The sequence below is a fragment of the Streptomyces sp. CY-1 genome, from assembly GCF_047218265.1.
GTDB classification, from domain to species: Bacteria; Actinomycetota; Actinomycetes; order Streptomycetales; family Streptomycetaceae; genus Streptomyces; species Streptomyces niphimycinicus.
Map to the genome: position 1 here is coordinate 3000223 of NZ_CP178393.1, position 26353 is coordinate 3026575.

At 69.4% G+C, this 26353-nt stretch carries 20 protein-coding genes and 3 rRNA genes; 5 read left to right on the forward strand and 18 right to left on the reverse strand.

The features are described 5' to 3' along the window. Positions 1-538: 538 nt before the first annotated feature. The 6 genes from ACK1X7_RS12865 to ACK1X7_RS12890 all read right to left on the reverse strand — a co-directional run bounded on the left by ACK1X7_RS12865 (position 539) and on the right by ACK1X7_RS12890 (position 7499). Positions 539-1711, reverse strand: a complete 1173-nt coding sequence (locus ACK1X7_RS12865; protein ID WP_216348084.1) for a glycoside hydrolase family 64 protein — start codon at positions 1709-1711, stop codon at positions 539-541. A gap of 110 nt (positions 1712-1821) precedes the next feature. Beyond that, positions 1822-2982 (reverse strand): glycosyltransferase family 4 protein, encoded by a 1161-nt coding sequence (locus ACK1X7_RS12870; protein ID WP_385142929.1) that lies wholly within the window; start codon positions 2980-2982, stop codon positions 1822-1824. Positions 2983-3131: 149 nt separating this feature from the next. Then, entirely contained in the window at positions 3132-4877 is a 1746-nt protein-coding gene (recN, locus tag ACK1X7_RS12875) for a DNA repair protein RecN (protein ID WP_216347723.1), read from the reverse strand. Positions 4878-5020: 143 nt separating this feature from the next. Next, the gene (locus ACK1X7_RS12880; RefSeq protein WP_385142982.1) at positions 5021-5959 is read right to left on the reverse strand and encodes an NAD kinase; all 939 of its coding nucleotides are present in this window, start codon (positions 5957-5959) and stop codon (positions 5021-5023) included. Between the two features lie 68 nt (positions 5960-6027). Beyond that, on the reverse strand, positions 6028-6897 hold the full coding sequence (locus ACK1X7_RS12885) for a TlyA family RNA methyltransferase (protein ID WP_385142979.1): 870 nt from the start codon (positions 6895-6897) through the stop codon (positions 6028-6030). Between the two features lie 119 nt (positions 6898-7016). Further along, positions 7017-7499, reverse strand: coding sequence for a hypothetical protein (locus tag ACK1X7_RS12890; RefSeq protein ID WP_385142927.1), 483 nt, complete (start codon positions 7497-7499; stop codon positions 7017-7019). Between the two features lie 65 nt (positions 7500-7564). Between ACK1X7_RS12890 and ACK1X7_RS12895 the strand changes: the two genes are divergently transcribed. After that, positions 7565-7912 carry a sterol-binding protein gene (locus ACK1X7_RS12895; RefSeq protein ID WP_385142924.1) on the forward strand — a complete coding sequence of 116 codons (348 nt, stop codon included), beginning with the start codon at positions 7565-7567 and terminating at the stop codon, positions 7910-7912. A gap of 254 nt (positions 7913-8166) precedes the next feature. On the opposite strand, the gene ACK1X7_RS12900 is transcribed toward ACK1X7_RS12895, so the two are convergent. From ACK1X7_RS12900 to ACK1X7_RS12915, 4 genes are all read right to left on the reverse strand, one after another. Further along, positions 8167-9111 carry an ABC transporter ATP-binding protein gene (locus ACK1X7_RS12900; RefSeq protein WP_385142922.1) on the reverse strand — a complete coding sequence of 315 codons (945 nt, stop codon included), beginning with the start codon at positions 9109-9111 and terminating at the stop codon, positions 8167-8169. Between the two features lie 155 nt (positions 9112-9266). Next, entirely contained in the window at positions 9267-10331 is a 1065-nt protein-coding gene (locus ACK1X7_RS12905) for a FecCD family ABC transporter permease (RefSeq protein ID WP_413115109.1), read from the reverse strand. After that, positions 10328-11377 carry a FecCD family ABC transporter permease gene (locus ACK1X7_RS12910; RefSeq protein WP_014059724.1) on the reverse strand — a complete coding sequence of 350 codons (1050 nt, stop codon included), beginning with the start codon at positions 11375-11377 and terminating at the stop codon, positions 10328-10330. The genes ACK1X7_RS12905 and ACK1X7_RS12910 overlap by 4 nt, the downstream gene beginning before the upstream one ends. Before the next feature lie 101 nt (positions 11378-11478). Then, on the reverse strand, positions 11479-12516 hold the full coding sequence (locus ACK1X7_RS12915; RefSeq protein WP_385142915.1) for an HAD hydrolase-like protein: 1038 nt from the start codon (positions 12514-12516) through the stop codon (positions 11479-11481). A 76-nt stretch (positions 12517-12592) separates the two neighbouring features. On the opposite strand from ACK1X7_RS12915, the gene ACK1X7_RS12920 reads away from it, so the two are divergent. Continuing rightward, positions 12593-13945 (forward strand): DUF1015 family protein, encoded by a 1353-nt coding sequence (locus ACK1X7_RS12920; protein ID WP_413115110.1) that lies wholly within the window; start codon positions 12593-12595, stop codon positions 13943-13945. Positions 13946-14015: 70 nt separating this feature from the next. Here the strand turns inward: ACK1X7_RS12920 and ACK1X7_RS12925 are convergent, their stop codons facing one another. The 6 genes from ACK1X7_RS12925 to ACK1X7_RS12950 form a co-directional block, all read right to left on the reverse strand. Beyond that, a complete protein-coding gene (locus ACK1X7_RS12925; RefSeq protein ID WP_413115111.1) occupies positions 14016-14936 on the reverse strand; it encodes a tetratricopeptide repeat protein in 921 nt (306 codons plus the stop codon). Continuing rightward, on the reverse strand, positions 14921-16096 hold the full coding sequence (locus ACK1X7_RS12930) for a hypothetical protein (protein WP_413115112.1): 1176 nt from the start codon (positions 16094-16096) through the stop codon (positions 14921-14923). Before ACK1X7_RS12930 ends, ACK1X7_RS12925 begins: the two co-directional genes overlap by 16 nt. A 225-nt stretch (positions 16097-16321) precedes the next feature. Continuing rightward, positions 16322-16438 (reverse strand): 5S ribosomal RNA (gene rrf, locus ACK1X7_RS12935). A gap of 110 nt (positions 16439-16548) precedes the next feature. Further along, a 23S ribosomal RNA gene (locus ACK1X7_RS12940) occupies positions 16549-19670 on the reverse strand. A 283-nt stretch (positions 19671-19953) separates the two neighbouring features. Continuing rightward, a 16S ribosomal RNA gene (locus tag ACK1X7_RS12945) occupies positions 19954-21480 on the reverse strand. Together the 16S, 23S and 5S rRNA genes form the textbook arrangement of a ribosomal RNA operon. Positions 21481-22007: 527 nt before the next feature. Continuing rightward, a complete protein-coding gene (locus ACK1X7_RS12950) occupies positions 22008-22670 on the reverse strand; it encodes a DNA-3-methyladenine glycosylase (protein ID WP_413115113.1) in 663 nt (220 codons plus the stop codon). Between the two features lie 168 nt (positions 22671-22838). Here ACK1X7_RS12950 and ACK1X7_RS12955 point away from each other — a divergent pair, with 168 nt between their 5' ends. Further along, positions 22839-23621, forward strand: a complete 783-nt coding sequence (locus ACK1X7_RS12955) for a sporulation protein (protein WP_211126325.1) — start codon at positions 22839-22841, stop codon at positions 23619-23621. A gap of 112 nt (positions 23622-23733) precedes the next feature. Here ACK1X7_RS12955 and ACK1X7_RS12960 read toward each other — a convergent pair whose 3' ends face one another. Next, positions 23734-24060 carry a barstar family protein gene (locus ACK1X7_RS12960; RefSeq protein ID WP_237298815.1) on the reverse strand — a complete coding sequence of 109 codons (327 nt, stop codon included), beginning with the start codon at positions 24058-24060 and terminating at the stop codon, positions 23734-23736. 86 nt (positions 24061-24146) lie between these two features. Between ACK1X7_RS12960 and ACK1X7_RS12965 the strand changes: the two genes are divergently transcribed. Together ACK1X7_RS12965 and ACK1X7_RS12970 are read left to right on the forward strand one after the other, a co-directional pair. After that, positions 24147-24686: a YbhB/YbcL family Raf kinase inhibitor-like protein gene (locus ACK1X7_RS12965; RefSeq protein ID WP_385158168.1), complete on the forward strand. Its 540-nt coding sequence runs from the start codon at positions 24147-24149 to the stop codon at positions 24684-24686. 106 nt (positions 24687-24792) lie between these two features. Next, a complete protein-coding gene (locus tag ACK1X7_RS12970; protein ID WP_059147123.1) occupies positions 24793-25296 on the forward strand; it encodes an HNH endonuclease in 504 nt (167 codons plus the stop codon). Between the two features lie 82 nt (positions 25297-25378). Here ACK1X7_RS12970 and ACK1X7_RS12975 read toward each other — a convergent pair whose 3' ends face one another. Next, positions 25379-26338, reverse strand: a complete 960-nt coding sequence (locus tag ACK1X7_RS12975) for an SPFH domain-containing protein (RefSeq protein ID WP_059147117.1) — start codon at positions 26336-26338, stop codon at positions 25379-25381. Between the last annotated feature and the right edge of the window lie 15 nt (positions 26339-26353).

Sequence of the window (26353 nt, forward strand, 5' to 3'; positions counted from 1 at the left end):
GGCCCACCCCGACACGGGTACGCCCCGCCGGACGCGGGTACGGCCCACCCCGACGCGGATGCGGCCCACCCCGACGCGGGTACGGCCCACCCCGACACGGGTACGCCCTGCCTGACACGAGTGCGGCCCACCCCGACACGGGTACGGCCCACCCCGACGCGGGTGCGGGCCGCCTCGTGTGCCCGGGCCCCCGCCCGGCGTCCCCCCGTGCCGCCGGGCGGGTTACCGGACGTGTAGCCGGGCGGGGAGAGGCTCCCTCACCGTCCGCCGCGCCGCCCCGCCGTGCGCCGCGGACACCTCCCCGCCCGGCCGCTGTGTGCCGGACCGCGGCCGGTTCCCGCCCGGCCCGGCGGGCTGTTCCCCTCCCCGCGGCATCGATATGCGGCTCCGCCGCGCGTCAGGGCCTTCGCCCCTGGGCCCCGGGGTCTGGGGTCTGGGGCGGAGCCCCCCACGCGGCGGAGCCGCATATCGACGCTGCGCGGGAAGGGGCGGGGAGGGGAACAGCCCGCCGCAGGCGTCACACCCCGCCGGACACCCCTTAGAACGGAGTCAGCGTGAGCGTGATCCCCTTGGGGGCGGTGTCCTGGATGTAGGACGCGAACTCGGCCACGTCATCGAAGGCGAAGCCGTACGCCTTGCCGTCCACGGTCGCCGCGTGCATGGCCTTGGCGTAGTGGTTGGTGACCTCCTCGCCGTAGAAGGCGGCCGGGTCGGTGGTGGGCTGGGCGTCGGTGTTGTGCAGCGTGGTGCGGTTGAAGCCCGCGCCGAGGATCGCCGCGACCGGGCCCGTCGTCCCGTCGTTGGGCGCGGCCAGGGCGCCGTCGCAGAACAGCACGTCCTTGGTGGAGGGCTTGTCGAAGGAGACCGACGCGGGGCCGGTGAAGGCGAACTTCCCGCCGCTCACCCGGCCGGTGAAGGTGCCCGCGTTGGTGGTGACCTTGAGGTCCTTCGATCCGTAGGCGTCCCAGACCTGGTCGATGTACGACGCGAAGTAGTCCTCCGCGAACAGCCCCGCGCCCATGCCATGGCCCGGAGCGATCACCCGCAGATTGTCGCCGACGATCAGCTTCTTGTAGGCGTCGACACCGGCGAGGTCGGAGAAGACCTTGGCGCGGGCGCCGTCCTTGAGGGTGCCGGTCGTCTGGTCCTGGGCGCCGGTGAGGTGGATCGAGAGCGGGACGCTGAACATGTCCACCATGGTGGTGTTGCAGAACATCCCGGAGTCGTTGTATGTGAACTCCGCGCAGTCATGCATGATGTCGAAGTTCGGGTCGCCGGACACCCAGCCGGCCGGGTACTGAAGCGCGGCCTTGCCCGCCCCGTCCTCGACCACCTTCAGCTTGAGCTTCGAGCCGAGCGCGACATAGATCCGGCCCGACATCTGCGGCAGGTTCAGCTTGGTGTCGCCGCTTCCGGACAGCGGGATCGCGTAGTCGGTGAAGCCGTCCGAACCGTTGTCGGACATCGCGACGGGGGCGATGGTGCCGTCGGGGGTGACGTGGACCTGCCGGTCGCCCTCGTTGCCGACGATGTAGAGCCAGACCGATGCGTTGTCGTACTGCCCCGTCTTGTTGACGACGGTCAGGGGCAGGGAGGCGGCGGCCTTCGCGCTCGGCGCACCGCTGGCACGGCCGCCGGCGAAGGCCAGACCGGTTCCCGCGGCAGCGGCGGAGGCGGCTATGCCACCCAGCAGCTTCCTGCGACTGATCATGATGATGGTGCTCCTCGGCGTAGTGGGGGTTGCCGGGAAAATGGCGTGGGGGGTAACGAGAAGCACGAATTGAGAGCGCTCTCTCGTTCCTCTGCCCAGCACCCTGCCGATCAACGACCGGGCCCGTCAACCCCTTCACGCAGAAAGGTCTGCACCAACTCATCGTAGACGCTGAGGACATGGGCGACGGTGTCGTCCTCCGTCGGCCAGTCGGCCGTCCGCGCCCGCCCCGCCGCGGCGAGCTCCACCCGGCGCACCGGATCGGCGAGCAGCCCGGTCACCGCCTCGGCCAGCGCCTCCGGATCGCCGTACGGGACGAGTTCGGCCGCGTCCCCGACCAGCTCCGGCACCCCGCCCACCGCCGTGGCCACCAGCGGCACCCCCGCGTGCAGCGCCTCCTGGGCCAGCAGCGAGCGCGCCTCCCAGCGGCTGGAAAGCACCGCCACATCGGCCGCGGAGAGCAGCCCGGGCACATCCTCACGCCGGCCCAGCAGCCGCACCGGCAGCCCCTCCAGGTCGATCCGGCGCTGGAGCACCGCGCGGTCCGGCCCCTCCCCCGCCACCACCAGCAGCGGCCGCGGATCCAGCGCGCGCCAGTGCCGCGCCGCGTCCAGCAGCGGGCCGTGTCCGGCCACCGCCTCCAGCCGGCCCGCCGTGACCAGCAACGGCCGCTCCACCACGCCCAGTTCGGCCCGCGCCTTCTGGCGGCGGCCATCGCCCGGCTCCGCTGCCCGGCGCGGTGCGGGCACCGCGACCGGGGCGAGCCGCGCGTCGCGGGCGCCGCGGGCCCTGGCCCGCTCCACCAGATCCGAGGAGGCCCCCAGCACGATCGCGGCGGCCCGCGCCACCCGACGCTCCATCAGCCCGACGAGACGGGCCCGCGCGCCCTCGGCATCCACCCGGGTGTGCCAGGTGACGATCAGCGGCACATTCCGGCCACGCAGCGCCACCGCGGCCAGCAGCCCCGAGCGCAGCCCGTGGGCGTGCACCAGGGCCGCTCCGAGGGTGGCCCTGCGCAGCGACGCCATGCTTCCGGCGCCCGTCAGGGCGTCGAGCCCGGTGAACCGCGCTCCCGTCTGGGTGAAGCCGTAGCCCCGCTCGGCGCTCCAGGGCCCGCACACGGTCACCCGAAGGCCGCGCGCCACCAGTCCGGCCGACAGCGACCGCACATGCACCCCGCTGCCCGAACTTCCGCCGCCCAGCACCTGAACGGCGTGCAGCGACGGCTGCCCGAGCGGCGGGACCGGGGTGCTACTCACGGTACTGCTCACGCGGGCGGAGCTCCTGAGACGGTGTCGGGGCGAAACGGAGGGACCGCCCAAGGATGCCAGCACTCGCCGAACCCTCGTCGCAACGCTCCCCGGCGACGTCTACCCCGAGCTCGCCCGTACGTCCGCGGTACCACCCTTTCGGGTGAAGGTCAGCGCCCCGCTCGTGCCGCCTCCAGAAGCTCTTCCGCATGCGCCCGCGCGAGTTCGGAGTCCTCCTGGCCCGCGAGCATCCGCGACAGCTCCCGTACGCGGTCCTCGCCCTCCATGGCCTTGACCCCGCTGCGTGTCACCGACCCGTCGTTGGTCTTCTCGACCACCAGATGCCGGTCGGCGAACGCCGCGACCTGCGGCAGATGGGTGACCACCACGACCTGCGCGGAACGCGCGAGCTTGGCCAGCCGGCGGCCCACCTCGACCGCCGCCTTACCGCCGACACCCGCGTCCACCTCGTCGAAGAGATACGTCGGTACGGGGTCCGAGCCCGCGAAGACGACCTCCACCGCGAGCATCACCCGGGACAGCTCACCCCCGGAGGCACCCTTGGCGATCGGCCGGGGCGGGGCGCCCGGATGCGGGGCGAGCAGCAGCTCGACCTCATCGGCGCCATGCGGCCCGAAAACCACCGCGCGGCCGCCCACCTCGATGCCGTCCGCCTCCGTCTCGGTCTGGTGAATCGCGAACGTGACCCGGGCATGCGGCATCGCCAGCGAGGCCAGCTCGGCAGTGACCGCCTCCGCGAAGCGCCCCGCCGCCTCCGTACGGGCGTCGGTGAGCGTCTGCGCCAGCTCGCCCAGCTCGGCGCGGAGCGCGTCGCGCTCGGCGGCCAGCTCGCCGATGCGGTCGTCGTCGCCGTCGAGTTCGGCCAGCCGGGCGGCGCCCTGCTCCGCCCAGGCCAGCACGTCCGCGATGGTCTCGCCGTACTTACGGGTCAACTGCGCCAGCGCGGCGCGGCGCTCCTCGACGGCACCCAGGCGGATCGGGTCGGCGTCGAGGTTGTCGGCGTACCCCGCGAGATCCCCGGCCACATCGGACACCAGGATGCCGATCTCACCGATCCGGTCGGCGAGCCCGGCCAGCGCCGAGTCATGGGAGCGCACGGCCTCCACGGCGCGATGGGCGCCCGCGACCAGGGTGGCGGCGTCCACGCCCTCCGGGTCCTCCGGGTTCCCGGCGAGGGCGGCGTGCGCGAGGGCGGCGGCGGACGCCAGGGCCTCGGCGTGCCCCAGCCGTTCGGCCTCGGCCGCCAGCTCCACGTCCTCACCGGGCCGGGGCTCGGCGTCCGCGACCTCCTCCAGCCCGAACCGCAGCAGATCCGCCTCCTGAGCCCGCTCGCGGGCCCGCGTGGTCAGCTCCTCCCACTCGGCCGAGACGGCGCGCAGCCGGCGATAGGCCCCCGCGTACTTCTCCAGGGGCCCGGACACCGCGTCCCCCGCGTACCGGTCCAGCGCCTGCCGCTGGCGGGCGGGCCGCAGCAGGCCCTGCTGATCGGTCTGGCCGTGCACGGCCACCAGATCGTCGGCCAGCTCGCCCAGCAGCCCCACGGGCACCGACCGGCCGCCCACATGGGCGCGCGACCGCCCCTCGGCGGAGAGCGTACGGCTGATCAGCAGCACGCCGTCCTCGAGCTCGGCCCCCGCTTCCTCGGCCCTTACGGCCGCCGCCGAACGGGCGTCGACCGTAATGCGCCCCTCGACGACCGCCGCCTTGGCCCCGATCCGCACCAGGGCGGCATCGGCCCGGCCGCCCAGCAGCAGCCCGAGGCTGGTGACGACCATGGTCTTGCCCGCGCCGGTCTCACCGGTCACCGCGGTGAAGCCGGGCGACAGCTCGACGACCGCGTCGTCGATGACGCCCAGCGCACGTATCCGCATCTCCTCCAGCACGTGCACGACCATACGAGGTTTGGCCGGTGCGATGCGACGAAGGGGCGCCACTTGTGGGGGCGACCCGCACAGATGCCCGGTGCGGGCGGCGGGCGCCTCCGGCGAAAAGCCCCCGCCCCGGACCCCGCTCCTCAAACGCCGGAGAGGCTGGATCGCTAGTGCGGCGCCCCCCGCCACCCCGCCACCGGCAACGCGAACTTGGCGACCAAGCGGTCCGTGAACGACGCATGGTGGAGTCGGGCCAGCCGCACCGGTACCGCGCCCCGCCGCACCTCCACCCGTGCCCCCGCCGGCAGCTCCACCGTGCGGCGGCCGTCGCACCACAGCACCCCATGCGGAGTCTGCGGCTGCACCTCCACCGCGAGCACCGACTTCGGCGACGTCACCAGCGGCTTGGCGAACAGCGCATGCGCGCTGATCGGCACCATCAGCAGCGCCTCCACCTCGGGCCACACCACCGGCCCGCCCGCCGAGAACGCGTAGGCCGTCGAGCCGGTCGGGGTCGCGCAGACCACGCCATCGCCGCCGAAGCGCGAGACCGGCCGGTTGTCGACCTCCGTGACGACCTCGAGCAGCCGCTCACGCGCCGCCTTCTCGACCGACGCCTCGTTCAGCGCCCAGTCCGTGTGCACGATGTGCCCGTCGTTGCGGACGAGCACATCGATCGTCATCCGCTCCTCGACCTCGTACTGCCGGGTCACCACCCGGTCCACGACCTTGTCGAGGTCGTCCCGCTCGGCCTCGGCCAGGAAGCCCACCCGCCCGAGGTTCACCCCGAGCATCGGCACACCCGAGACCCGGGCGAACTCCGCTCCGCGCAGCAGCGTCCCGTCCCCGCCGAGCACGATCAGCAGCTCACAGCCGTTCAGCACGTCACGGCCCGCGTCGACGCGCTCGACAGCGGGTGGCAGCGGCAGGTCCGCGGCCTCGGCCGCGAGCACCCGCACCCCGATACCGCTGCGCAGCAGCCCCTGAACGACCAGTTCGGCGCTGCGGATGGCCGCCGGGCGGCCGGTGTGCGCAAGCAGGAAGACAGTGCGGTCCGCCGTCGGCTCGGCCGCCTGCGTGAACGGCACATGCACCGTCCCGGGCATAGCCGCCTCAGCCGCCGCCGTCTCGGACACCGGCGCTGCTTCCTTCTCCTGCGCTGCTTCTGAAGTGGTCAACTGGGCCCCTCCGCCACTGCACGGTCAACATCCGCCGGGTCCAGTGCCGGCGCCCCGGCGCGCATCCACAAAAAGTACTCGACATTGCCCGACGGCCCCGGGAGCGGGCTGGCGGTCACGCCCAGCACGCCCAGTCCGAGTTCCGCCGCCCGCCCGGCCACCGTGCGCACCGCCTCGGCGCGCAGTTCGGCACTGCGGACCACTCCCCCGCTGCCCAGCCGCTCCTTGCCGACCTCGAACTGTGGTTTGACCATCAGCACCAGATCGGCGTCGGGCGCCGCGCACCGCACGAGGGCGGGCAGTACCAGCCCGAGCGGGATGAAGGAGAGGTCGCCGACCACCAGGTCCACCGATTCCCCACCAATCCCCTCAAGTGTCAGCTCGCGTACGTTTGTACGGTCGTAAACGCTGACGCGTTCATCGCTCTGGAGGGACCAGGCGAGCTGGCCGTAGCCGACGTCGACGGCGAGCACCCGCGCGGCGCCCGCACGCAGCAGGACGTCCGTGAAGCCCCCGGTCGACGCGCCCGCGTCCAGCGCCCGCCGCCCGGCGACCTTCAACCCGGCACCAGAGGGGCGGACCCCGGAGTCCTGCCCCGCGCCCACACCCTCCCGGTACTCCTCGCTGAACGCGTACAGCGCCCCCGCGAGCTTGTGGCCACCACGCGAGACGTAATCGGGATCACTGTCGTCCTCGATCACGACGACGGCCGCGCTGGTCTCCACCTGCGTGGCCGGTTTGGTCGCCACCGCTCCGCCGACGGTGACCCGGCCCGCGGCGATGAGCTGGCTCGCATGCTCACGCGAACGCGCCAGCTTGCGGCGCACCAGCTCGGCGTCGAGTCGTACGCGTCGTGGGCGGGTCACTGCCACGGGTGGTTCAGCTCCTGAGGTCGTTCATGTAGCGGATGCGGATGAGGTCTTCGCGTAGCGGAGGAAGTCGTCTGCGTAACGGACGGGGCCGCTTGCCCAGCCGACGGAGCCGGCTACGCGGCGGACGGGGGCCGGGGGCCGGGCGCCGGGGGGCCGGGACGCCGGTCGAGTGCTGTCAGCGTGTCGCGAAGACCCCCGTGGACATCCTCGTACACCTCAAGATGCCCGCTCGTCTCGAGGTGGTCGGCGTCGGCCAGCCGGTCGAGCCGGGCGTCCACCTCGGGGACGCCGGTGGGCGTACGGTCCACGCCGAGCGGGGCCGGTTCGGCGGGACCGGGCGGCTCCGGCACGGGCTCGGGCACCGGCTCCGGCACCCCCTCCACCGTCGCACCCGACACCGGCTCCGGCGGCTCTTCCCGCCCCGTCCCGGGCCCGGGCTCCACCCCCGCGGCCCCACCCGGAACCGTGGCCGGTCCCGCGTCCGCACCGGGCGCCACACCAGCCCCCGGGAACGGCCCGGGAGCGGCTTCCTGGGCCCGCTCGGCCGCCGTATCGGGCTGTGGGCCGGGCCATCCGGCCGACATCGGCTCGCTCATGGCCCCGACGCTACCGCGAATCCCTCGTTCTCCGACGTACGAGACCTGGGGTAACGTCATCCGCGATGGCGACCTTGGAACAGTGCCGCAGCGCACTCGACAAACTGGCGGAGAACCTCACGAGCGCGAACGGGGACCTGCGCAGCGCTGCCGCGCTCGATCGCTCCGTGAGCTGCTGGATCACCGACCTGGACACCACCTTCGCCGGCCGTCTCGTGAACAGCCGGATCGAGGATGTGACGACCGAGCCGGGCCCGCCCGCCGAGCGCGCGCAGATCCGGCTGGCGATGACCGGAGACGACCTCGTGGCCCTGGTCGCCGGTGAGCTGCACTTCGCACGGGCGTGGGGCAGCGGCCGGATCAAGCTCGAGGCCGGGCTGCGCGACCTGCTGCGACTGCGGAAGCTGCTCTAAGCAGGTCGGAGGAAGTCCGCCACGGTTCGGGCAGCGCCCCGAAGGGGCGCGGGGCTGTGTCGATGCGCGGCTCCGCCGCGGCTGTGTCGATGCGCGGGCTCCGCCGCGTGGGACCAGCCACGACGGCGCCGCGGTCGGCCGACGACGCATCGCGGCACTTCCAGCGGAGCGCTCCGCCGCCCGGGGCGCCCCGGCTCACGGGCGCGGACACCCACCCGGCCGCGCCCCCGCCGCGCGGCCCGAGCCCCGGCCCCTCAGGACTCGCTCACCGCGCCCGCCAGCGGCGTAGGCGCCCCGGCCCGTGCCGTACGCGACCGGCGGGCGGCCGGGATGACCAGCGGCGTCCCCGTCTCCGGGTCGTCGATCACCTGGCACGGCAGCCCGAAGACCCGCTCCACCTGTTCCGCCGTGACCACGTCCGCCGGCGCCCCCTCGGCGACGACCTCGCCGCCCCGCATCGCGATCAGATGGGTGGCGTAGCGGGCGGCGTGGTTCAGGTCGTGCAGAACGGCGACGAGGGTACGGCCCTGCTCCTCGTGAAGCTGGGCGCACAGGTCCAGCACATCGATCTGGTGCTGGATGTCCAGATAGGTCGTGGGCTCGTCGAGAAGCAGCAGCGGGGTCTGCTGGGCGATGGCCATCGCGATCCATACCCGCTGACGCTGCCCGCCGGACAATTCGTCGACATAACGATCGGCGAGCTCCGCCACCCCGGTCGCCGCCATCGATTCGTCGACGATCCGCTCGTCCGTCTCCGACCACTGCCGCAGCAGCCCCTGATGCGGATAGCGGCCGCGGGCGACCAGATCGGCGACGGTGATCCCGTCCGGGGCGATCGAGGACTGGGGCAGCAGCCCGAGCGTGCGGGCGACCTTCTTGGCGGGCATCGCGCCGATCGCCTGCCCGTCCAGCAGCACCGATCCGGCCACCGGTTTGAGCATCCGGGACAGGGCGCGCAGCAGGGTCGACTTGCCGCAGGCGTTCGGCCCGACGATCACCGTGAAGGAGTGGTCGGGGATGGTCACGGACAGCTTCTCGGCGACCGTACGCCGGTCGTAGGCGAGGGTCAGCCCCTCCGCCATGAGCCGCTGCCGCCCCTGAGCGGTGTCGCTCCCGCTACCGCCACCGCGCCCGCTGTCGCTCCGGCCGTCACTCCCGCTGCCGCCGTCGGCCACGGTCTGCCGGGTGTCCTTGTCCATGTCGCCTTCCGTCCGGGTCGTGCCCACAGTCGTCATATCCGCCCCAGCGCCATACCGGGCCCCAGCGCCCTATCCACCCAGCGCCATACCGGGCCCCAGCGCCCTATCCACCCAGCGGCGCCCAACCCGCTCCATCGGCAAACCCACCCCAGCCGTCATATCCGCCCCGCCCTGCGCTCAGTCACCAGCAGCCACAGCAGATACGCCCCGCCCAGCATCCCGGTGAGCACCCCGACCGGAAGCTGGTCCGCGCCGAAGGCCCGCTGGGCCGCCCAGTCGGCGGTGACCAGCAGGGCGGCGCCCATCCAGGCCGCGGGGAGCAGGTTGGGCCCGGACGAGCGGGTGAGCCTGCGGGCGAGCTGCGGGACGACGAGTGCCACGAAGGCGACGGGCCCGGCGGCGGCCGTGGCGGCGGCGGTGAACACGACGGCCGTGGACATGAGCACCAGCCGGGTCCGCTCGACCCGCACCCCGAGGGCGTACGCGCTGTCGTCGCCCATCTCCAGCATCCGCAGGTTCCGCGCCTGCCCGAGGACCACGGGCAGGAGCACCGCGCAGACGCACGCCAGCGGCCACACCTGGGCCCAGTCCCGCCCGTTGAGCGATCCGGCGATCCACACCACCGCGCGGGTCGCGTCCAGGATGTCGGCCCTGGTGAGCAGATAGCCGTTGACGGCGGTGAGCATCGCGGACGTGCCGATGCCCACCAGCACCAGCCGGTATCCGTGCACGCCGCGCCGCCAGGCCAGCGTGTAGACCGCGAACCCGGTCAGCAGGCCGCCGCCGAGCGCGCCGATGGCGACCTCGGTCGGATCGCCCTTGAGGAGGACGATCACGGTGAGCGCCCCGGCCGCGGAGCCCTGGCCGAGGCCGAGCACGTCCGGACTGCCCAGCGGGTTGCGGGAGATGGACTGGAAGATCGCCCCGGCCACCCCGAGGGCCGCGCCGACCAGCAGCCCCACCAGGATTCGCGGCAGCCGCAGTTCGTTGACGATGAAGTCCTGGGCCACGGTGCCGTTTCCGGCCAGGGTGCGCAGCACATCGGCGGGGGCGAGGGGGAAGTCGCCGGTGCCGATCAGGACCACGCTCATCGCCAGCGCCACGACGAGCAGCAGCAGCCCCACGACCGCGCCGCGGACGTCCAGGCGCAGCGAGAGTCCGGCGGTGCGCAGCGTGACCCCGCGCGTCCCGCGCTTGCTGGTGCGCTTGCTGGCGTTCACAGTTGGGCCATCCTTCGGCGGCGTACGAGGTAGATGAACAGGGGCCCGCCGATGAACGTGGTGACGATGCCGACCTGGAGTTCGGCGGGCCGGGTGACCAGCCGCCCCAGCACATCGGAGCCCAGCAGGAGAACCGGCGAGAGCACGGCTGCGTACGGCAGGATCCAGCGCATATCGGGCCCGGTGATCGCACGGACCAGATGCGGCACGATCAGCCCGACGAACGCGATCGGCCCGCAGGCGGCGGTCGCGGCCCCGCACAGCAGGGTGACGGCGGCCATCGACAGCGCCCGGGTGCGGTTGAGGTTGGTGCCGAGCGCACGCGCCGTGTCGTCGCCGAGCGCCACCGCGTTGAGCGAACGGCCGAGCGCGAGCGCGAGCACCGCACCGATCAGCAGGAACGGGGTCACCTGCCGGACCACGGTCATATTGGCGGAGGCCAGCGAACCGACCGTCCAGAAGCGCATCTTGTCGAGCGCCGCGCTGTCCAGCAACTGAACGGCGTTGACGTAGCCGTAGAGCGCCGCGTACACCGCCGTACCGGCGAGCGCGAGCCGCACCGGGGTGGCGCTCCGGCTGCCGCCGAGCGCGTACACCAGCACGGAGACGACGGCGGTGCCGAGGAACGCGAACCACACATAGCCGGTCAGGGAGGTGACGCCGAGAAAGCTGATGGCCGAGACGACGGCGGCGGACGCGCCCGCGTTCAGCCCCAGCAGCCCGGGGTCGGCGAGCGGGTTGCGGGTGAGGGCCTGGATGACCGCGCCCGCGAGACCGAGGCCGACCCCGACGAGCAGCCCGAGGATGGTGCGCGGCAGCCGTACGTCCCGGATCACCACATCGGTGTCGCTGCCGGTGTAGTGGAACAGCCCGTGCCACACCTGGTCCAGCGGAATCGGTTTGGCGCCGATCGCGATGGACGCCGCGGCGATCGCCAGCAGCACGCCCAGGGAGGCGACCAGGCCGGTCGCACGGCCCGCGGTGCGCCGCCGGGGCGGCGCGCTCGCTGTCTCGGTCCCGGCTTTCGCCGGACTGACCAGGGTCACGCGGAACTCCACCTCACAGCACGGCCGATCAGGACTCAAGTTAGGTTACCCTAAGTCCCGCTGGTCGCATGCGTACGGGTGCCCCGGAGCGCGAGCCCGGCTCACCACCCCAGCCGGGCCAGCGCCTTCCCCGCGTCCGCCTCGCTCACACCGTCCCCCGCCGCGGACCACGCCGCCGCGCACAGTGCCCGCAGACCGTCCAGCGGCTCCTTGCCCTCGCCCTCAAGCACCAGCTCGCGCTGGACGACCCGCGCTGCCCAACCCCCGCACCGGAAACCGCCGGACGCCCCGTCGTGCGCCACCTCCGGCTGCGGGGTGAGCAGCCCCCGCAGGTCGCGGTCCACATACGTCGGCCGGTGCCCGGGCTCGGCGGCCAGCAGCCCCGCGGGCGTGGTCACCCCGGTCAGCACCAGCAGCGAGTCCACGCCGCCCGCGTACGCGCCCTCGATATCGGTGTCCAGCCGGTCCCCGACCACCAGCGGCCGCTGGGCGCCGGTCCGCAGAATCGTCTCCCGGTGCATCGGCGGCAGCGGCTTCCCCGCGGCCTGCGGGGTCTTGCCCGTCACGATGCGCACGACCTCCACCCCCGCGCCGTTGCCCGGGGCGATCCCGCGCCCGCTGGGAATCGTCAGATCCAGGTTGGAGGCGAACCACGGCACCCCGCGCGCCACCGCGTACCCGGCCTCCATCAGCCGCGACCACGGCATGTCCGGCCCGCCGTACCCCTGTACCAGCGCCGCCGGGTCGTCGTCCGCCGAGTCCACCGGCGTCAGCCCGCGCTCGCGCAGCGCCACCCGCAGCCCCTCCCCGCCGATCACCAACACCCGCGACCCCTTGGGCAACTGCTCGGAGATCAGCCGGGCGACCGCCTGCGCGGAGGTGATCACATCGTCGGTGGCGGCGGGCATCCCGAGCCGCGTCAGATGCTCGGCCACCGCCTCCGGCGTCCGCAGCGCGTTATTGGTCACATACGCCAGCCGCATCCCGGCGTCCCGCGCGGTGCCCAGCGACTCCACGGCATGGTCAATGGCCTCGCCGCCCGCGTACACCACCCCGTCGAGGTCCAGCAGGGCCGTGTCGTACGCCTCGTTCAACGCCTGCCGACTGGACTCGGGCCGGGTGCGGACGGGCTGGTTCATGGCGGCAGCTCCTCGCTGATCTGTGCGCTTCTCCCCCGATCATCGCGTATCGCCGCGCGGGGCATAACATTCACTGATGAGCATTCCAGGGCCTGGCGGACAAGGTCTCCAGCTCACCCCTTTCCGGGGGCTGCGCTATGTCGCGGAACGGGTCGGCAGCCTCGCCGCCGTCACCTCACCGCCCTACGACGTGGTCGTACGGCCCGAGGGCCTGCGGCAACTCGAGACGGCGGACCCCTACAACATCGTCCGGCTGATCCTGCCGCAGGCGGACTCCCCGGAGGCCCGCCACCGCCAGGCCGCCGAGACGCTGCGCCGCTGGCAGGCGGACGGCGTACTCGCCCCGGACCCCGAACCCGCGCTCTATGTCTACGAACAGCGCGACGGCCCCACCCTCCAGCGCGGGCTGATCGGCGCGCTGCGGCTGAGCCCCCGCGAGGAGGGCATCGTCCTCCCCCACGAGGAGGTCATGCCGCATGTCGTCGAGGACCGGGCCGATCTGATGCGCGCGACGGCCGCCCATCTGGAGCCGCTGCTGCTCGCCTACCGCGGCAACGGCAACGGCAAGGGGACTTCGGGGAACGGAGCCGCCGGGCCGGGCACTGGCGGGGCGGGCACCGGCGGGGCCGCGCGGGTCATCGAAAGCGCCATCCAGCGCGAGCCGTTGCTCTCCACGACCACCGAGGACGGCGTCGACCACCATCTGTGGCGGGTCACGGACCCCGCCGACCTCGTGGCGGTCTCCGCCGACCTCCGCCACCACCAGGCCCTCATCGCCGACGGCCACCACCGCTGGGCCACCTATCTGCGGCTGCGCGAGGAGCGCCAGGAGCCCGGCCCTTGGGACTTCGGCCTCGTCCTGCTCGTCGACACCGCCCGCTACCCCCTCCGCGTCCGGGCCATCCACCGGCTGCTCCGCCAACTGCCGCCGGACGACGCGCTCACGGCAGCGCGGCGCGCGTTCCGGGTACGGACGATCGACGGCCCGCTGCCGCGCGCCCTGGAGACACTCGCCGAGACGGCCGAGGCGGCCCGCGCCGAGCCCGGCGCGCCGAACGCCTTCCTGCTGGCCGGGGACGGCCGCTTCCACCTCCTGGACCGGCCGGATCCGGAACTGCTGGCCCGTACGGTTCCCGAGGGACGACCGGAGGCATGGCGGACGCTGGACGCGACGGTGCTCCACCACGCCCTGCTGGACGATCTGTGGAACGTCCCGGACACCCCCGAGCACATCGGCTACATCCACGACCCGGCGGCAGCCGTCGAACAGGCGGAGCGGCTGGGCGGCACGGCGGTGCTCATGCATTCGGTGGGCGAGGACATCGTGCACGAACTGGCGCGGCAGGGCATCGCGATGCCGCACAAGTCGACGTCCTTCGGGCCGAAGCCGGCGACGGGGCTGGTGCTGCGGAGCCTGACGCTGGGCTGAGCCCTTCCTTCGGCCGCGGACATACGAGTGGGGCGGAACCCCGAACCGGGATCCCGCCCCACTCATGACATCAGCTCTCGCCGCCGTCCTTCTCGGGCCGCCCGCCCCGCTCCTCGGACTTCGCCTCCGCCGCCGGTTCGGCGCCCTCGGCCGGGTCTTCGACGTCGTCGCCCTGGACCTCGTCGTCGGCAGCCTCGGGCTCGACGACCTCGTCCTCAGCGTCCTTGGGCTCGACGACCTCGGACTCGACGGTCTCGGGCTCCTCGTCGGACTGGAGCTCCTCGACCTCGGCCTCTTCGACGTCTTCGACCTTGGGCTCCGCGACCGGCTTGAGGGCCTCGTCCGCCTCCTGCTCGGGGTCCAGCGCGTCCACGAACTCGACCCCGTCCAGCTCGGCGAGCCGGTCCGAGGCGTCCGTGGTCCCGCCCTGATCCGCCTCGAGCGCCTTGGCGAACCACTCGCGGGCCTCGTCCTCGCGGCCGACCGCCAGCAGCGCGTCGGCGTACGCATAACGCAGCCGGGCGGTCCACGGCTGGATGGAATGCGAGGCCAACTCCGGGCTCTGGAGGGTGACCACGGCGGCGTCGGCCTGGCCCATATCCCGCCGGGCGCCGGCGGCCACCATCCGCATCTCGACCTGACCGGCCCGGTCCAGCTTCTGCACCTCCGGCTCACCGGCCATGGCCAGCGCCCGCTCGGGACGGCCCATGCCGCGCTCGCAGTCGGCCATCACCGGCCACAGGTCGGAGTTGCCGGTCATCCGGCGCGCGGCGCGGAACTCCGCGAGCGCCTCGGAGTACTTCCCGACGCCGTACGAGGCGAAGCCCGCGGCCTCGCGCACGGCGGCCACTCGGGAGGCGAGCCGCAGGGCGACGCGCGCGTACTGGTACGCCTGCTCGGGCTCGTCGTCCAGCAGCTTGGCGACCATGACGAGGTTCCTGGCGACGTCCTCGGCGAGGGTCTTCGGCAGGCTCATCAGCTCCTGCCGCACGCTCTTGTCGATCTCCTCGCCGGTGACGTCATCGGGGATCGGCAGCCGCTTGATCGGCTCGCGGTCGCGGTCCCGGCCGCGCTCATCGCGGCGGCCATAGCCTCCGGCACGGTCGTCACGGCGTCCGTAGCCCCCGGCGCGGTCGTCACGGCGTCCGTAGCCCCCGGCGCCGCCGGAGCGACGGTCGTCGCGGCCCCCGCCCTGGCCGTACGGACGACGCGGCCCGCGGTCATCCCGACCACCCCGGAAGCCACCGTCCCGATCATCGCGGCGAGGCCCACGCGGACGGTCGTCTCGACGGTCGTCACGGCGGAACCCGCCGCGGTCGTCGTCCCGGCGCGGACCGCCCGGCCGCTCGTCACGGCGGTCATCACGCCGGAAACCACCACGATCGTCGGCACGACGGTCTCCACCACGGAACCCACCGCGATCGTCGTCACGGCGGTGCGAAGCCCGGTCGTCACGACGGTCATCCCGGCGGAACCCACCGCGGTCGTCCTCACGGCGGTACGAAGGCCGGTCGTCCCGGCCGCCACGGTCCCGGTCATCACGCCGGTAGCCACCGCGGTCGTCATCGCGGCGCGGGCCGCCCGGCCGGTCATCACGCCGATCGTCCCGGCGGAACCCGCCACGGTTGTCGTCACGACGAGGGCCGCCCGGCCGGTCGTCGCGACGGTCATCACGACGGTAGCCACCACGGTCATCGTCCCGGCGGAAGCCCGGCCGATCGTCACGGTCCCGACGGAAACCGCCCTGACCCTGACGGAACCCACCACGATCGTCATCGCGGCGCGGCCCGCGCGGCCGGTCATCACGCCGATCATCACGGCGGAACCCGCCGCGGTCGTCGTCCCTGCGCGGCCCGCCCGGCCGGTCGTCCCGACGGTCATCACGCCGGTCGTCCCGACGCTCGTAACGGCCGGTGGGACGGCCGCCCCCGCCCCGGTCGTCGCGGCGCCCAAAGCCGCCCGGGCGGGCTCCGCGGTCATCGTCCCGACGCGGCCCACGGGGCCGGTCGTCCCGGCGATCATCCCGGCGATCGTCTCGACGGTCATCGCGGCGGAACCCACCACGGTCATCATCGCGACGCGGCCCACGGGGCCGATCATCACGGCGCTCGTCACGGCGGTCATCACGCCGGAAACCACCACGATCGCCATCGCGGCGCGGTCCCGAGCCGCGGACGTCCCGCCGGTCGCCGGCGTCCCGGCGACGCGGCTCGCGGCCCGACCGGTCGTCGGGAGAGTTGGTGGACATCGGCGTGACTCCTGTCTTCATGTACTTCAGCCATTCTCCCGCACCAGTCACACCGATGCGGGCCCAGCAAAAACAAAAAGGACCCTTGGTCCCAGCATGCCGCTGGGACCAAGGGTCCTTGAAAGATTGTTCGGCGGTGTCCTACTCTCCCACAGGGTCCCCCCTGCAGTACCATCGGCGCTGAAAGGCTTAGCTTCCGGGTTCGAAATGTAACCGGGCGTTTCCCTAACGCTATGACCACCGAAACCCTATCGGGTTCTAGCGAACAAGCACACTTTTCAATTAAGTCAAGTGGAACTGATTCACCGGTGCGACTGTTCGCAACCCGGGAACCACACAGTGGACGCGAGCATCTGAGGACAAGCCCTCGGCCTATTAGTACCAGTCAACTCCACCAGTTACCCGGCTTCCATATCTGGCCTATCAACCCAGTCGTCTACTGGGAGCCTTAACCCATCAAGTGGGTGGGAGTCCTCATCTCGAAGCAGGCTTCCCGCTTAGATGCTTTCAGCGGTTATCCCTCCCGAACGTAGCCAACCAGCCATGCCCTTGGCAGAACAACTGGCACACCAGAGGTTCGTCCGTCCCGGTCCTCTCGTACTAGGGACAGCCCTTCTCAAGACTCCTACGCGCACAGCGGATAGGGACCGAACTGTCTCACGACGTTCTAAACCCAGCTCGCGTACCGCTTTAATGGGCGAACAGCCCAACCCTTGGGACCGACTCCAGCCCCAGGATGCGACGAGCCGACATCGAGGTGCCAAACCATCCCGTCGATATGGACTCTTGGGGAAGATCAGCCTGTTATCCCCGGGGTACCTTTTATCCGTTGAGCGACGGCGCTTCCACAAGCCACCGCCGGATCACTAGTCCCGACTTTCGTCCCTGCTCGACCCGTCGGTCTCACAGTCAAGCTCCCTTGTGCACTTACACTCAACACCTGATTGCCAACCAGGCTGAGGGAACCTTTGGGCGCCTCCGTTACCCTTTAGGAGGCAACCGCCCCAGTTAAACTACCCACCAGACACTGTCCCTGATCCGGATCACGGACCCAGGTTAGACATCCAGCACGACCAGAGTGGTATTTCAACAATGACTCCACACTAACTGGCGTTAATGCTTCACAGTCTCCCACCTATCCTACACAAGCCGAACCGAACACCAATATCAAGCTATAGTAAAGGTCCCGGGGTCTTTCCGTCCTGCTGCGCGAAACGAGCATCTTTACTCGTAGTGCAATTTCACCGGGCCTATGGTTGAGACAGTCGAGAAGTCGTTACGCCATTCGTGCAGGTCGGAACTTACCCGACAAGGAATTTCGCTACCTTAGGATGGTTATAGTTACCACCGCCGTTTACTGGCGCTTAAGTTCTCAGCTTCGCCACACCGAAATGTGACTAACCGGTCCCCTTAACGTTCCAGCACCGGGCAGGCGTCAGTCCGTATACATCGCCTTACGGCTTCGCACGGACCTGTGTTTTTAGTAAACAGTCGCTTCTCGCTGGTCTCTGCGGCCACCACCAGCTCAAGGAGAAAATCCCATCACCAGCAATGGCCCCCCTTCTCCCGAAGTTACGGGGGCATTTTGCCGAGTTCCTTAACCATAGTTCACCCGAACGCCTCGGTATTCTCTACCTGACCACCTGAGTCGGTTTAGGGTACGGGCCGCCATGAAACTCGCTAGAGGCTTTTCTCGACAGCATAGGATCATCCACTTCACCACAATCGGCTCGGCATCAGGTCTCACCCTTGAATGAGGAACGGATTTACCTACTCCTCGGGCTACACCCTTACCCCGGGACAACCACCGCCCGGGCTGGACTACCTTCCTGCGTCACCCCATCACTCACCTACTACAGGTCTGGACCGTCGGCTCCACCACTCCCCTCAACTCCGAAGAGATCAGGGCGGCTTCACGGACTTAGCATCGCCTGGTTCGACGTTGGCGCTTCAAAGCGGGTACCGGAATATCAACCGGTTGTCCATCGACTACGCCTGTCGGCCTCGCCTTAGGTCCCGACTTACCCTGGGCAGATCAGCTTGACCCAGGAACCCTTAGTCAATCGGCGCACACGTTTCCCACGTGTGTATCGCTACTCATGCCTGCATTCTCACTCGTGAACCATCCACAACTCGCTTACACGGCTGCTTCACCCGGCACACGACGCTCCCCTACCCATCACAACGGTCGTTGGACCACATGCTGCAATGACACGACTTCGGCGGTACGCTTGAGCCCCGCTACATTGTCGGCGCGGAATCACTTGACCAGTGAGCTATTACGCACTCTTTCAAGGATGGCTGCTTCTAAGCCAACCTCCTGGTTGTCTCTGCGACTCCACATCCTTTCCCACTTAGCGTACGCTTAGGGGCCTTAGTCGATGCTCTGGGCTGTTTCCCTCTCGACCATGGAGCTTATCCCCCACAGTCTCACTGCCGCGCTCTCACTTACCGGCATTCGGAGTTTGGCTAAGGTCAGTAACCCGGTAGGGCCCATCGCCTATCCAGTGCTCTACCTCCGGCAAGAAACACACGACGCTGCACCTAAATGCATTTCGGGGAGAACCAGCTATCACGGAGTTTGATTGGCCTTTCACCCCTAACCACAGGTCATCCCCCAGGTTTTCAACCCTGGTGGGTTCGGTCCTCCACGAAGTCTTACCTCCGCTTCAACCTGCCCATGGCTAGATCACTCCGCTTCGGGTCTTGAGCGCGCTACTCTAACGCCCTATTCGGACTCGCTTTCGCTACGGCTTCCCCACACGGGTTAACCTCGCAACACACCGCAAACTCGCAGGCTCATTCTTCAAAAGGCACGCAGTCACGACGCAGAGACGAATCCCTGCGCGACGCTCCCACGGCTTGTAGGCACACGGTTTCAGGTACTATTTCACTCCGCTCCCGCGGTACTTTTCACCATTCCCTCACGGTACTATCCGCTATCGGTCACCAGGGAATATTTAGGCTTAGCGGGTGGTCCCGCCAGATTCACACGGGATTTCTCGGGCCCCGTGCTACTTGGGAAATACTCAAGCAAGTTGCTGACATTTCAGCTACGGGGGTCTTACCCTCTACGCCGGGCCTTTCGCATGCCCTTCGCCTACATCAACAATTTCTGACTCACCGACCAGCCGGCAGACCGATCAAGAGCACTCCCACAACCCCGCATGCGCAACCCCTGCCGGGTATCACACACATACGGTTTAGCCTCATCCAGTTTCGCTCGCCACTACTCCCGGAATCACGGTTGTTTTCTCTTCCTGCGGGTACTGAGATGTTTCACTTCCCCGCGTTCCCTCCACATACCCTATGTGTTCAGGTATGGGTGACAGCCCATGACGACTGCCGGGTTTCCCCATTCGGACACCCCCGGATCAAAGCTCGGTTGACAGCTCCCCGGGGCCTATCGCGGCCTCCCACGTCCTTCATCGGTTCCTGGTGCCAAGGCATCCACCGTGCGCCCTTAAAAACTTGGCCACAGATGCTCGCGTCCACTGTGCAGTTCTCAAACAACGACCCGTACCCCGTCACCCACACTCACCGCATGGTTCACCGGGACCGGCCGAAGGACGAGCGTGTTTCCAGCCCGTGCCCTCAGACACCCAACAGCGTGCCCAACACCCTCTCTCCGCTCACTCTGTGTTCCACGCCGAAGCAGTACTGACAGAGAAGAGCATCCAGACGATGCCGAATAGTCAACGTTCCACCCATGAGCAAACCGTGCGAGACACTTGCTCGCAGTCGGCTATGCGCTCCTTAGAAAGGAGGTGATCCAGCCGCACCTTCCGGTACGGCTACCTTGTTACGACTTCGTCCCAATCGCCAGTCCCACCTTCGACGGCTCCCCCCACAAGGGTTGGGCCACCGGCTTCGGGTGTTACCGACTTTCGTGACGTGACGGGCGGTGTGTACAAGGCCCGGGAACGTATTCACCGCAGCAATGCTGATCTGCGATTACTAGCGACTCCGACTTCATGGGGTCGAGTTGCAGACCCCAATCCGAACTGAGACCGGCTTTTTGAGATTCGCTCCACCTCACGGCTTCGCAGCTCATTGTACCGGCCATTGTAGCACGTGTGCAGCCCAAGACATAAGGGGCATGATGACTTGACGTCGTCCCCACCTTCCTCCGAGTTGACCCCGGCAGTCTCCTGTGAGTCCCCATCACCCCGAAAGGCATGCTGGCAACACAGAACAAGGGTTGCGCTCGTTGCGGGACTTAACCCAACATCTCACGACACGAGCTGACGACAGCCATGCACCACCTGTACACCGACCACAAGGGGGCACCCATCTCTGGATGTTTCCGGTGTATGTCAAGCCTTGGTAAGGTTCTTCGCGTTGCGTCGAATTAAGCCACATGCTCCGCCGCTTGTGCGGGCCCCCGTCAATTCCTTTGAGTTTTAGCCTTGCGGCCGTACTCCCCAGGCGGGGAACTTAATGCGTTAGCTGCGGCGCGGACGACGTGGAATGTCGCCCACACCTAGTTCCCAACGTTTACGGCGTGGACTACCAGGGTATCTAATCCTGTTCGCTCCCCACGCTTTCGCTCCTCAGCGTCAGTATCGGCCCAGAGATCCGCCTTCGCCACCGGTGTTCCTCCTGATATCTGCGCATTTCACCGCTACACCAGGAATTCCGATCTCCCCTACCGAACTCTAGCCTGCCCGTATCGAATGCAGACCCGGAGTTAAGCCCCGGGCTTTCACATCCGACGCGACAAGCCGCCTACGAGCTCTTTACGCCCAATAATTCCGGACAACGCTTGCGCCCTACGTATTACCGCGGCTGCTGGCACGTAGTTAGCCGGCGCTTCTTCTGCAGGTACCGTCACTCTCGCTTCTTCCCTGCTGAAAGAGGTTTACAACCCGAAGGCCGTCATCCCTCACGCGGCGTCGCTGCATCAGGCTTTCGCCCATTGTGCAATATTCCCCACTGCTGCCTCCCGTAGGAGTCTGGGCCGTGTCTCAGTCCCAGTGTGGCCGGTCGCCCTCTCAGGCCGGCTACCCGTCGTCGCCTTGGTAGGCCATCACCCCACCAACAAGCTGATAGGCCGCGGGCTCATCCTGCACCGCCGGAGCTTTCCACACACATCCCATGCGGGAGCGTGTCATATCCGGTATTAGACCCCGTTTCCAGGGCTTGTCCCAGAGTGCAGGGCAGATTGCCCACGTGTTACTCACCCGTTCGCCACTAATCCCCGGCCGAAACCGGTTCATCGTTCGACTTGCATGTGTTAAGCACGCCGCCAGCGTTCGTCCTGAGCCAGGATCAAACTCTCCGTGAATGCTTCCGGGATATCCCGGCAACACAGTCACGAGAGCGGAGCAGACCAGAGGAATAATCCAGTCCGCTCACAGCGTCCTCGCTGTGTATTTTCCAAAGGAACCTCGTCCGAGATGGACGGGGTATCAACATATCTGGCGTTGACTTTTGGCACGCTGTTGAGTTCTCAAGGAACGGACGCTTCCTTCGAAACCGTTTCACCGGTTTCTCCGGGCGCTTCCCTTCGGTGTTTCCAACCTTACCAGATCCGTTTTCCGTTCCGTTTCCGGTCCGAATTCCGTTTCCGGCCCCCTGCTGGAGCGGGGTCTTTCGCGCCTTCCGGCGTGTCCACTACTTTAGCCAATTTCCCGCTCAGCTCCTAATCGGAGCCCCGGGTCTTAATTTCGCGCAGCGAAATAGGACCCTGTTCGGGAGTTGTCGTTAGTGGTTGGCCGCTCCGGGGCTACTGTGACTCGACCTTGCGATCGTGCCGACAGCGCTGCCCGTCTCAAGCGGCTCGGGCTACGTTAGGCGTCCCGTCCAGCAGAGTCAAGTTCCGACCTGACGGCGCGTCGCATTCCGGCGACGCGGGGTATGCGCCCGGTAGGGGCTGACCGAGGGCTCGCCGTCGATCCAGAAGCGCCAGGGGTGAGTTGCGCCCTCGCCGCCCACCCCGGTGCGCGGGCCGCTGAGGATCTGGTCGGACCGGGCGGGGTGGCCGGTGAGTATGGAGAGCGGGGCAGCGTTGCCCGCGCAGAGGTCGCTGCCGTCCAGCCGGCGGTCCACGCCCAGGGCCGTGGCCAGCCGGGCCGGGCCCTTGGCCAGCTCATGGTCGTTACGCGCCTTCGGCCTGCGCCGATGGGCCCACTCATGGCCATGCCGTACCTCGCCCGCGCGCAGCAGCACCCCGCTGGGATGGCCCTCCGGTCCGCAGACCACATTGAGGCAGTGCCACATGCCATAGGTGAAGTAGACATACGCATGACCCGGGGGGCCGAACATCACGGCGTTGCGCTCGGTGCGGCCTCGGTAGGCATGCGAGCCGGGGTCGGCCGGGCCCGCGTACGCCTCGACCTCGGTCAGGCGCACTTCGATCGGTCCGTCCGGGGTGCGCCGCACCAGGACGCGGCCCAGGAGATCGGGCGCGACCTCGAGAACGGGTCGGTCGAAGAAGGCGCGGTCGAGGGGCTCGCGGTCAGGTCCTGCTGTCACGCGGCCCGAGCGTAGTGGAACAGATATGCACCGGTGGTTGGAGGCGGCGCCGGTCCGCTGGAAGGGTATGAGCTGCGGAACCGTCCATGGCTGTTTCGCGTTCCTAGGTGTCAACAGTGATCGAGTGCGATCAGGTCAAGACGCAGTCGCGTCCTTGAGAGGGAGAACATGGGCTTCAAGAAGCTGCTCGCGAGTCTGGGTGCCGGTGGCGCTTCGGTGGAGACGGTACTGACCGAGGAGAACGTCGTCCCGGGCGGCATTGTGCAGGGCGAGGTCCGGATCCAGGGCGGCTCGGTCGCGCAGCAGATCGAGGCGCTCTCGGTCGGCTTGCAGGCCCGGGTCGAGGTGGAGCGGGACGACCAGGAGTTCAAGCGGAACGTGGAGTTCACCCGGCAGCAGTTGGGCGGCGCGTTCGAGCTACAGCCGGGTGCGGTGCACGCGGTGCAGTTCGGCCTGGAGATCCCGTGGGAGACCCCGATCACCATGTTCCTGGGCCGGCACCTGACCGGTATGAACGTGGGGGTGACCACGGAGCTGGCGATCGCGCGCGCGGTGGACTCGGGCGATCTGGACCCGGTCAATGTGCATCCGCTCCCCGCCCAGCAGGCGATCCTGGACGCTTTCGGCTCGCTCGGCTTCCGGTTCAAGGGCGCCGACCTGGAGCAGGGGCATATCCGTGGGACCCGGCAGCGGCTGCCCTTCTACCAGGAGATCGAGTTCTACGCCCCGGAGCAGTACCGGGGGCTGAACCAGGTGGAGTTGTCCTTCGTCGCGGACGACCGCGAGATGGACGTGGTGCTGGAGATGGACAAGAAGCCGGGGCTGTTCACCGAGGGCAGTGACACCTACCGGTCGTTCACGATGAACCTGGCGACCTTCCAGGACACCGACTGGGCCGCGTATCTGAACCAGTGGCTCGCCCAGGTCGGCGGCAAGCGCAACTGGTTCTGAGGTTCCCCCTCCCTGGGCCGGACTTCCGCGCGGGGCGTGCATCGACGGCAGGTCGGTGCACGCCCCGCGTCGTATGTCGGCGTCTGGTGCGTCGTACGTCGTGCGTCGGGTGTCAGGGGCCGTCGTCGTAGCGCACCACCAGGGGCCGTCCCTGCGTCGCCCAGTACGCCTCCGCGTCGGCCAGGATGTCCGCCGCGATCGCGGCGGCGTCGGGGTCCGCGTCGCGGAAGGCGAGCCAGCCCTGGATGTCCAGCAGACAGCCGCTGGGCTCGCGGCCCTCGGCCCACCAGGACAGATCCGTGAGGCAGTCGGCAAGGGCGTCCCAGTTGCGCCCGTACCAGTCGGGAAAGCGCAGGTCCCGGGCGCAGCGGTCGAGGAAGCCGTCCTTGTCCGTCACGCCGTCGAGGCGCAGGTGGAGGGCGAGGGTGGGGCCGGTCATGGGCGCCATGGTGCCAGCCCGCCGTCTGGCGGTCTCGTTAGGCTGGCCGCGGAGATGATCCACCGCAACCTCAGGAGGTTCTCGACGTGTCCGAGCAGAACCGGCCGCCGCTCCCCCATGACTTCCATCCGCCGGTGCCGTCGTTCACGGTGCTGAGCGACGATGTGCAATCGGGCGGCACGCTCAAGTCCGCCCAGGTGCAGGCGGAGGGGAACACCTCTCCGCAGTTGCGCTGGGAGGGATTCCCGGAGGGTACGAAGAGCTTCGCCGTCACCTGCTTCGACCCGGACGCGCCGACCGGCAGCGGTTTCTGGCACTGGGTGTTGTTCGACATCCCGGCCACGGTCACCGAGCTTCCGGTGGGTGCGGGTAGCGGCGCTTTCACGGGCCTGCCCGAGGGGGCCGTACAGGCGCGCAACGACTACGGGACCCGTGACTTCGGCGGGGCCGCGCCGCCGCCCGGGGACGGTCCGCACCGCTATGTGTTCACCGTCTACGCGGTGGACGCGGAGAAGCTGGGCCCGGACGCGGACGCCTCGCCCGCGGTGGTCGGCTTCAATCTGCGGTTCCACACGCTGGGGCGTGCCCAGTTGATCGGCGAGTACGAGGTGCCGGCCGCGGGCTGACGCGGCGAAATTGCGTTGTTCTCGGGCAGCCTCCCGGCCAGAGTTGATCCCGGTCCCGCCCATTCCAGGCGCGGGGCCGGGATACCGGGACGCGGGGGTGGTCGTGATGCGCGAGACGCTGGTTCTGAACGCGAGCTTCGAGCCGCTGGCGACGGTGACGCTGCGGCGCGCCGTGGTGCTGGTCCTCCAGGACAAGGCCGTCGTCGAACACGCCCACCCGGGGCTGCGGGTGCGGGCCGCGGATATCGATCTGCCGCTGCCACGGGTGATCCGGCTCTGCCGGTACGTACGGGTGCCGTTCCGAAGACGTGCCCCGTGGTCGCGGCGCGGAGTGCTGGTCCGGGACCAGCACCGGTGCGGGTACTGCGGCCGCCGGGCGACGACCGTGGACCATGTGGTGCCGCGGTCGCGCGGGGGCGGGGACACCTGGCTGAATACGGTGGCCTCCTGTGCGGAGGACAACCACCGTAAGGCGGACCGGACTCCGGAGCAGGCGGGGATGCGGCTGCTCAAGGCGCCGTTCGAGCCGACGCCTTCGGATGCGCTGCTGCTGGCCCTGGGGGCGGCGGAGCGGGACGCTCTGCCGGAGTGGCTGGCGCTTCCTGCCTAGCCCCGGGTTCGTCCCGCAGGGGCCCGGCCGGGGGCGCGGGCGGGCCGCCCCAGCGCCGGAGGGCCCGTCCCGCCGCCGTCCGTCAGTCGATCGTGGGCTGTTCGCGGCGCGGGGCGGGCTCCTTACCGGTGGCGGCGGGGGTGCCGCCGCCGTTTCCACCGCCGGTCAGCGGGCCGAAGTTGCCCATGGCCCCGCCGAGGCCCTTGAGGGCGTCGCCGATTTCGCTGGGCACGATCCAGAGCTTGTTGGCGTCGCCCTCGGCGATCTTCGGCAGCATCTGGAGGTACTGGTAGGAGAGCAGCTTCTGGTCCGGGTCTCCGGCGTGGATGGACTCGAAGACCGTACGGATCGCCTGGGCCTCACCCTCGGCGCGCAGCGCGGCGGCCTTGGACTCACCCTCGGCCCGCAGGATCGCGGACTGCTTCTCACCCTCGGCGCGCAGGATCTCGGACTGCCGGACACCTTCGGCCTGGAGGATCGCGGCGCGCTTGTCACGGTCGGCGCGCATCTGCTTCTCCATCGAGTCCTGGATGGAGGTGGGCGGCTCGATGGCCTTGAGCTCGACGCGGTTGACGCGGATGCCCCACTTGCCGGTGGCCTCGTCGAGGACGCCGCGCAGCGCCGCGTTGATCTCCTCGCGGGAGGTCAGGGTGCGCTCGAGGTCCATGCCACCGATGATGTTCCGCAGCGTGGTGACGGTGAGCTGCTCGATCGCCTGGATGTAGCTGGCGACTTCGTAGGTGGCGGCGCGGGCGTCGGTCACCTGGTAGTAGATGACGGTGTCGATGTTCACGACCAGGTTGTCCTGGGTGATCACCGGCTGCGGGGGGAAGGGCACGACCTGTTCACGGAGGTCGACCCGGTTGCGGATCGAGTCGATGAACGGGACGACGATGTTGAGGCCCGCGTTGAGGGTTCGGGTGTAGCGCCCGAAGCGCTCCACGATGGCGGCACTGGCCTGTGGGATGACCTGGATCGTCTTGATCAGTGCGATGAAGACCAGCACCACGAGGATGATCAGGACGATGATGATCGGTTCCACAGCGGCTCCCCGTGC

Bases quoted from the DNA above. Each gene is read 5' to 3' on its own strand.
- ACK1X7_RS12865 (WP_216348084.1), bottom strand. From the start codon at position 1,711: ATGATCAGTCGCAGGAAGCTGCTGGGTGGCATAGCCGCCTCCGCCGCT.
- recN (WP_216347723.1), bottom strand. From the start codon at position 4,877: ATGGTCGTGCACGTGCTGGAGGAGATGCGGATACGTGCGCTGGGCGTC.
- ACK1X7_RS12880 (WP_385142982.1), bottom strand. From the start codon at position 5,959: ATGCCCGGGACGGTGCATGTGCCGTTCACGCAGGCGGCCGAGCCGACG.
- ACK1X7_RS12890 (WP_385142927.1), bottom strand. From the start codon at position 7,499: ATGAGCGAGCCGATGTCGGCCGGATGGCCCGGCCCACAGCCCGATACG.
- ACK1X7_RS12895 (WP_385142924.1), top strand. From the start codon at position 7,565: ATGGCGACCTTGGAACAGTGCCGCAGCGCACTCGACAAACTGGCGGAG.
- ACK1X7_RS12900 (WP_385142922.1), bottom strand. From the start codon at position 9,111: ATGGACAAGGACACCCGGCAGACCGTGGCCGACGGCGGCAGCGGGAGT.
- ACK1X7_RS12915 (WP_385142915.1), bottom strand. From the start codon at position 12,516: ATGAACCAGCCCGTCCGCACCCGGCCCGAGTCCAGTCGGCAGGCGTTG.
- ACK1X7_RS12920 (WP_413115110.1), top strand. From the start codon at position 12,593: ATGAGCATTCCAGGGCCTGGCGGACAAGGTCTCCAGCTCACCCCTTTC.
- ACK1X7_RS12930 (WP_413115112.1), bottom strand. From the start codon at position 16,096: ATGGCGATCGTGGTGGTTTCCGGCGTGATGACCGCCGTGACGAGCGCC.
- ACK1X7_RS12955 (WP_211126325.1), top strand. From the start codon at position 22,839: ATGGGCTTCAAGAAGCTGCTCGCGAGTCTGGGTGCCGGTGGCGCTTCG.
- ACK1X7_RS12960 (WP_237298815.1), bottom strand. From the start codon at position 24,060: ATGACCGGCCCCACCCTCGCCCTCCACCTGCGCCTCGACGGCGTGACG.
- ACK1X7_RS12970 (WP_059147123.1), top strand. From the start codon at position 24,793: ATGCGCGAGACGCTGGTTCTGAACGCGAGCTTCGAGCCGCTGGCGACG.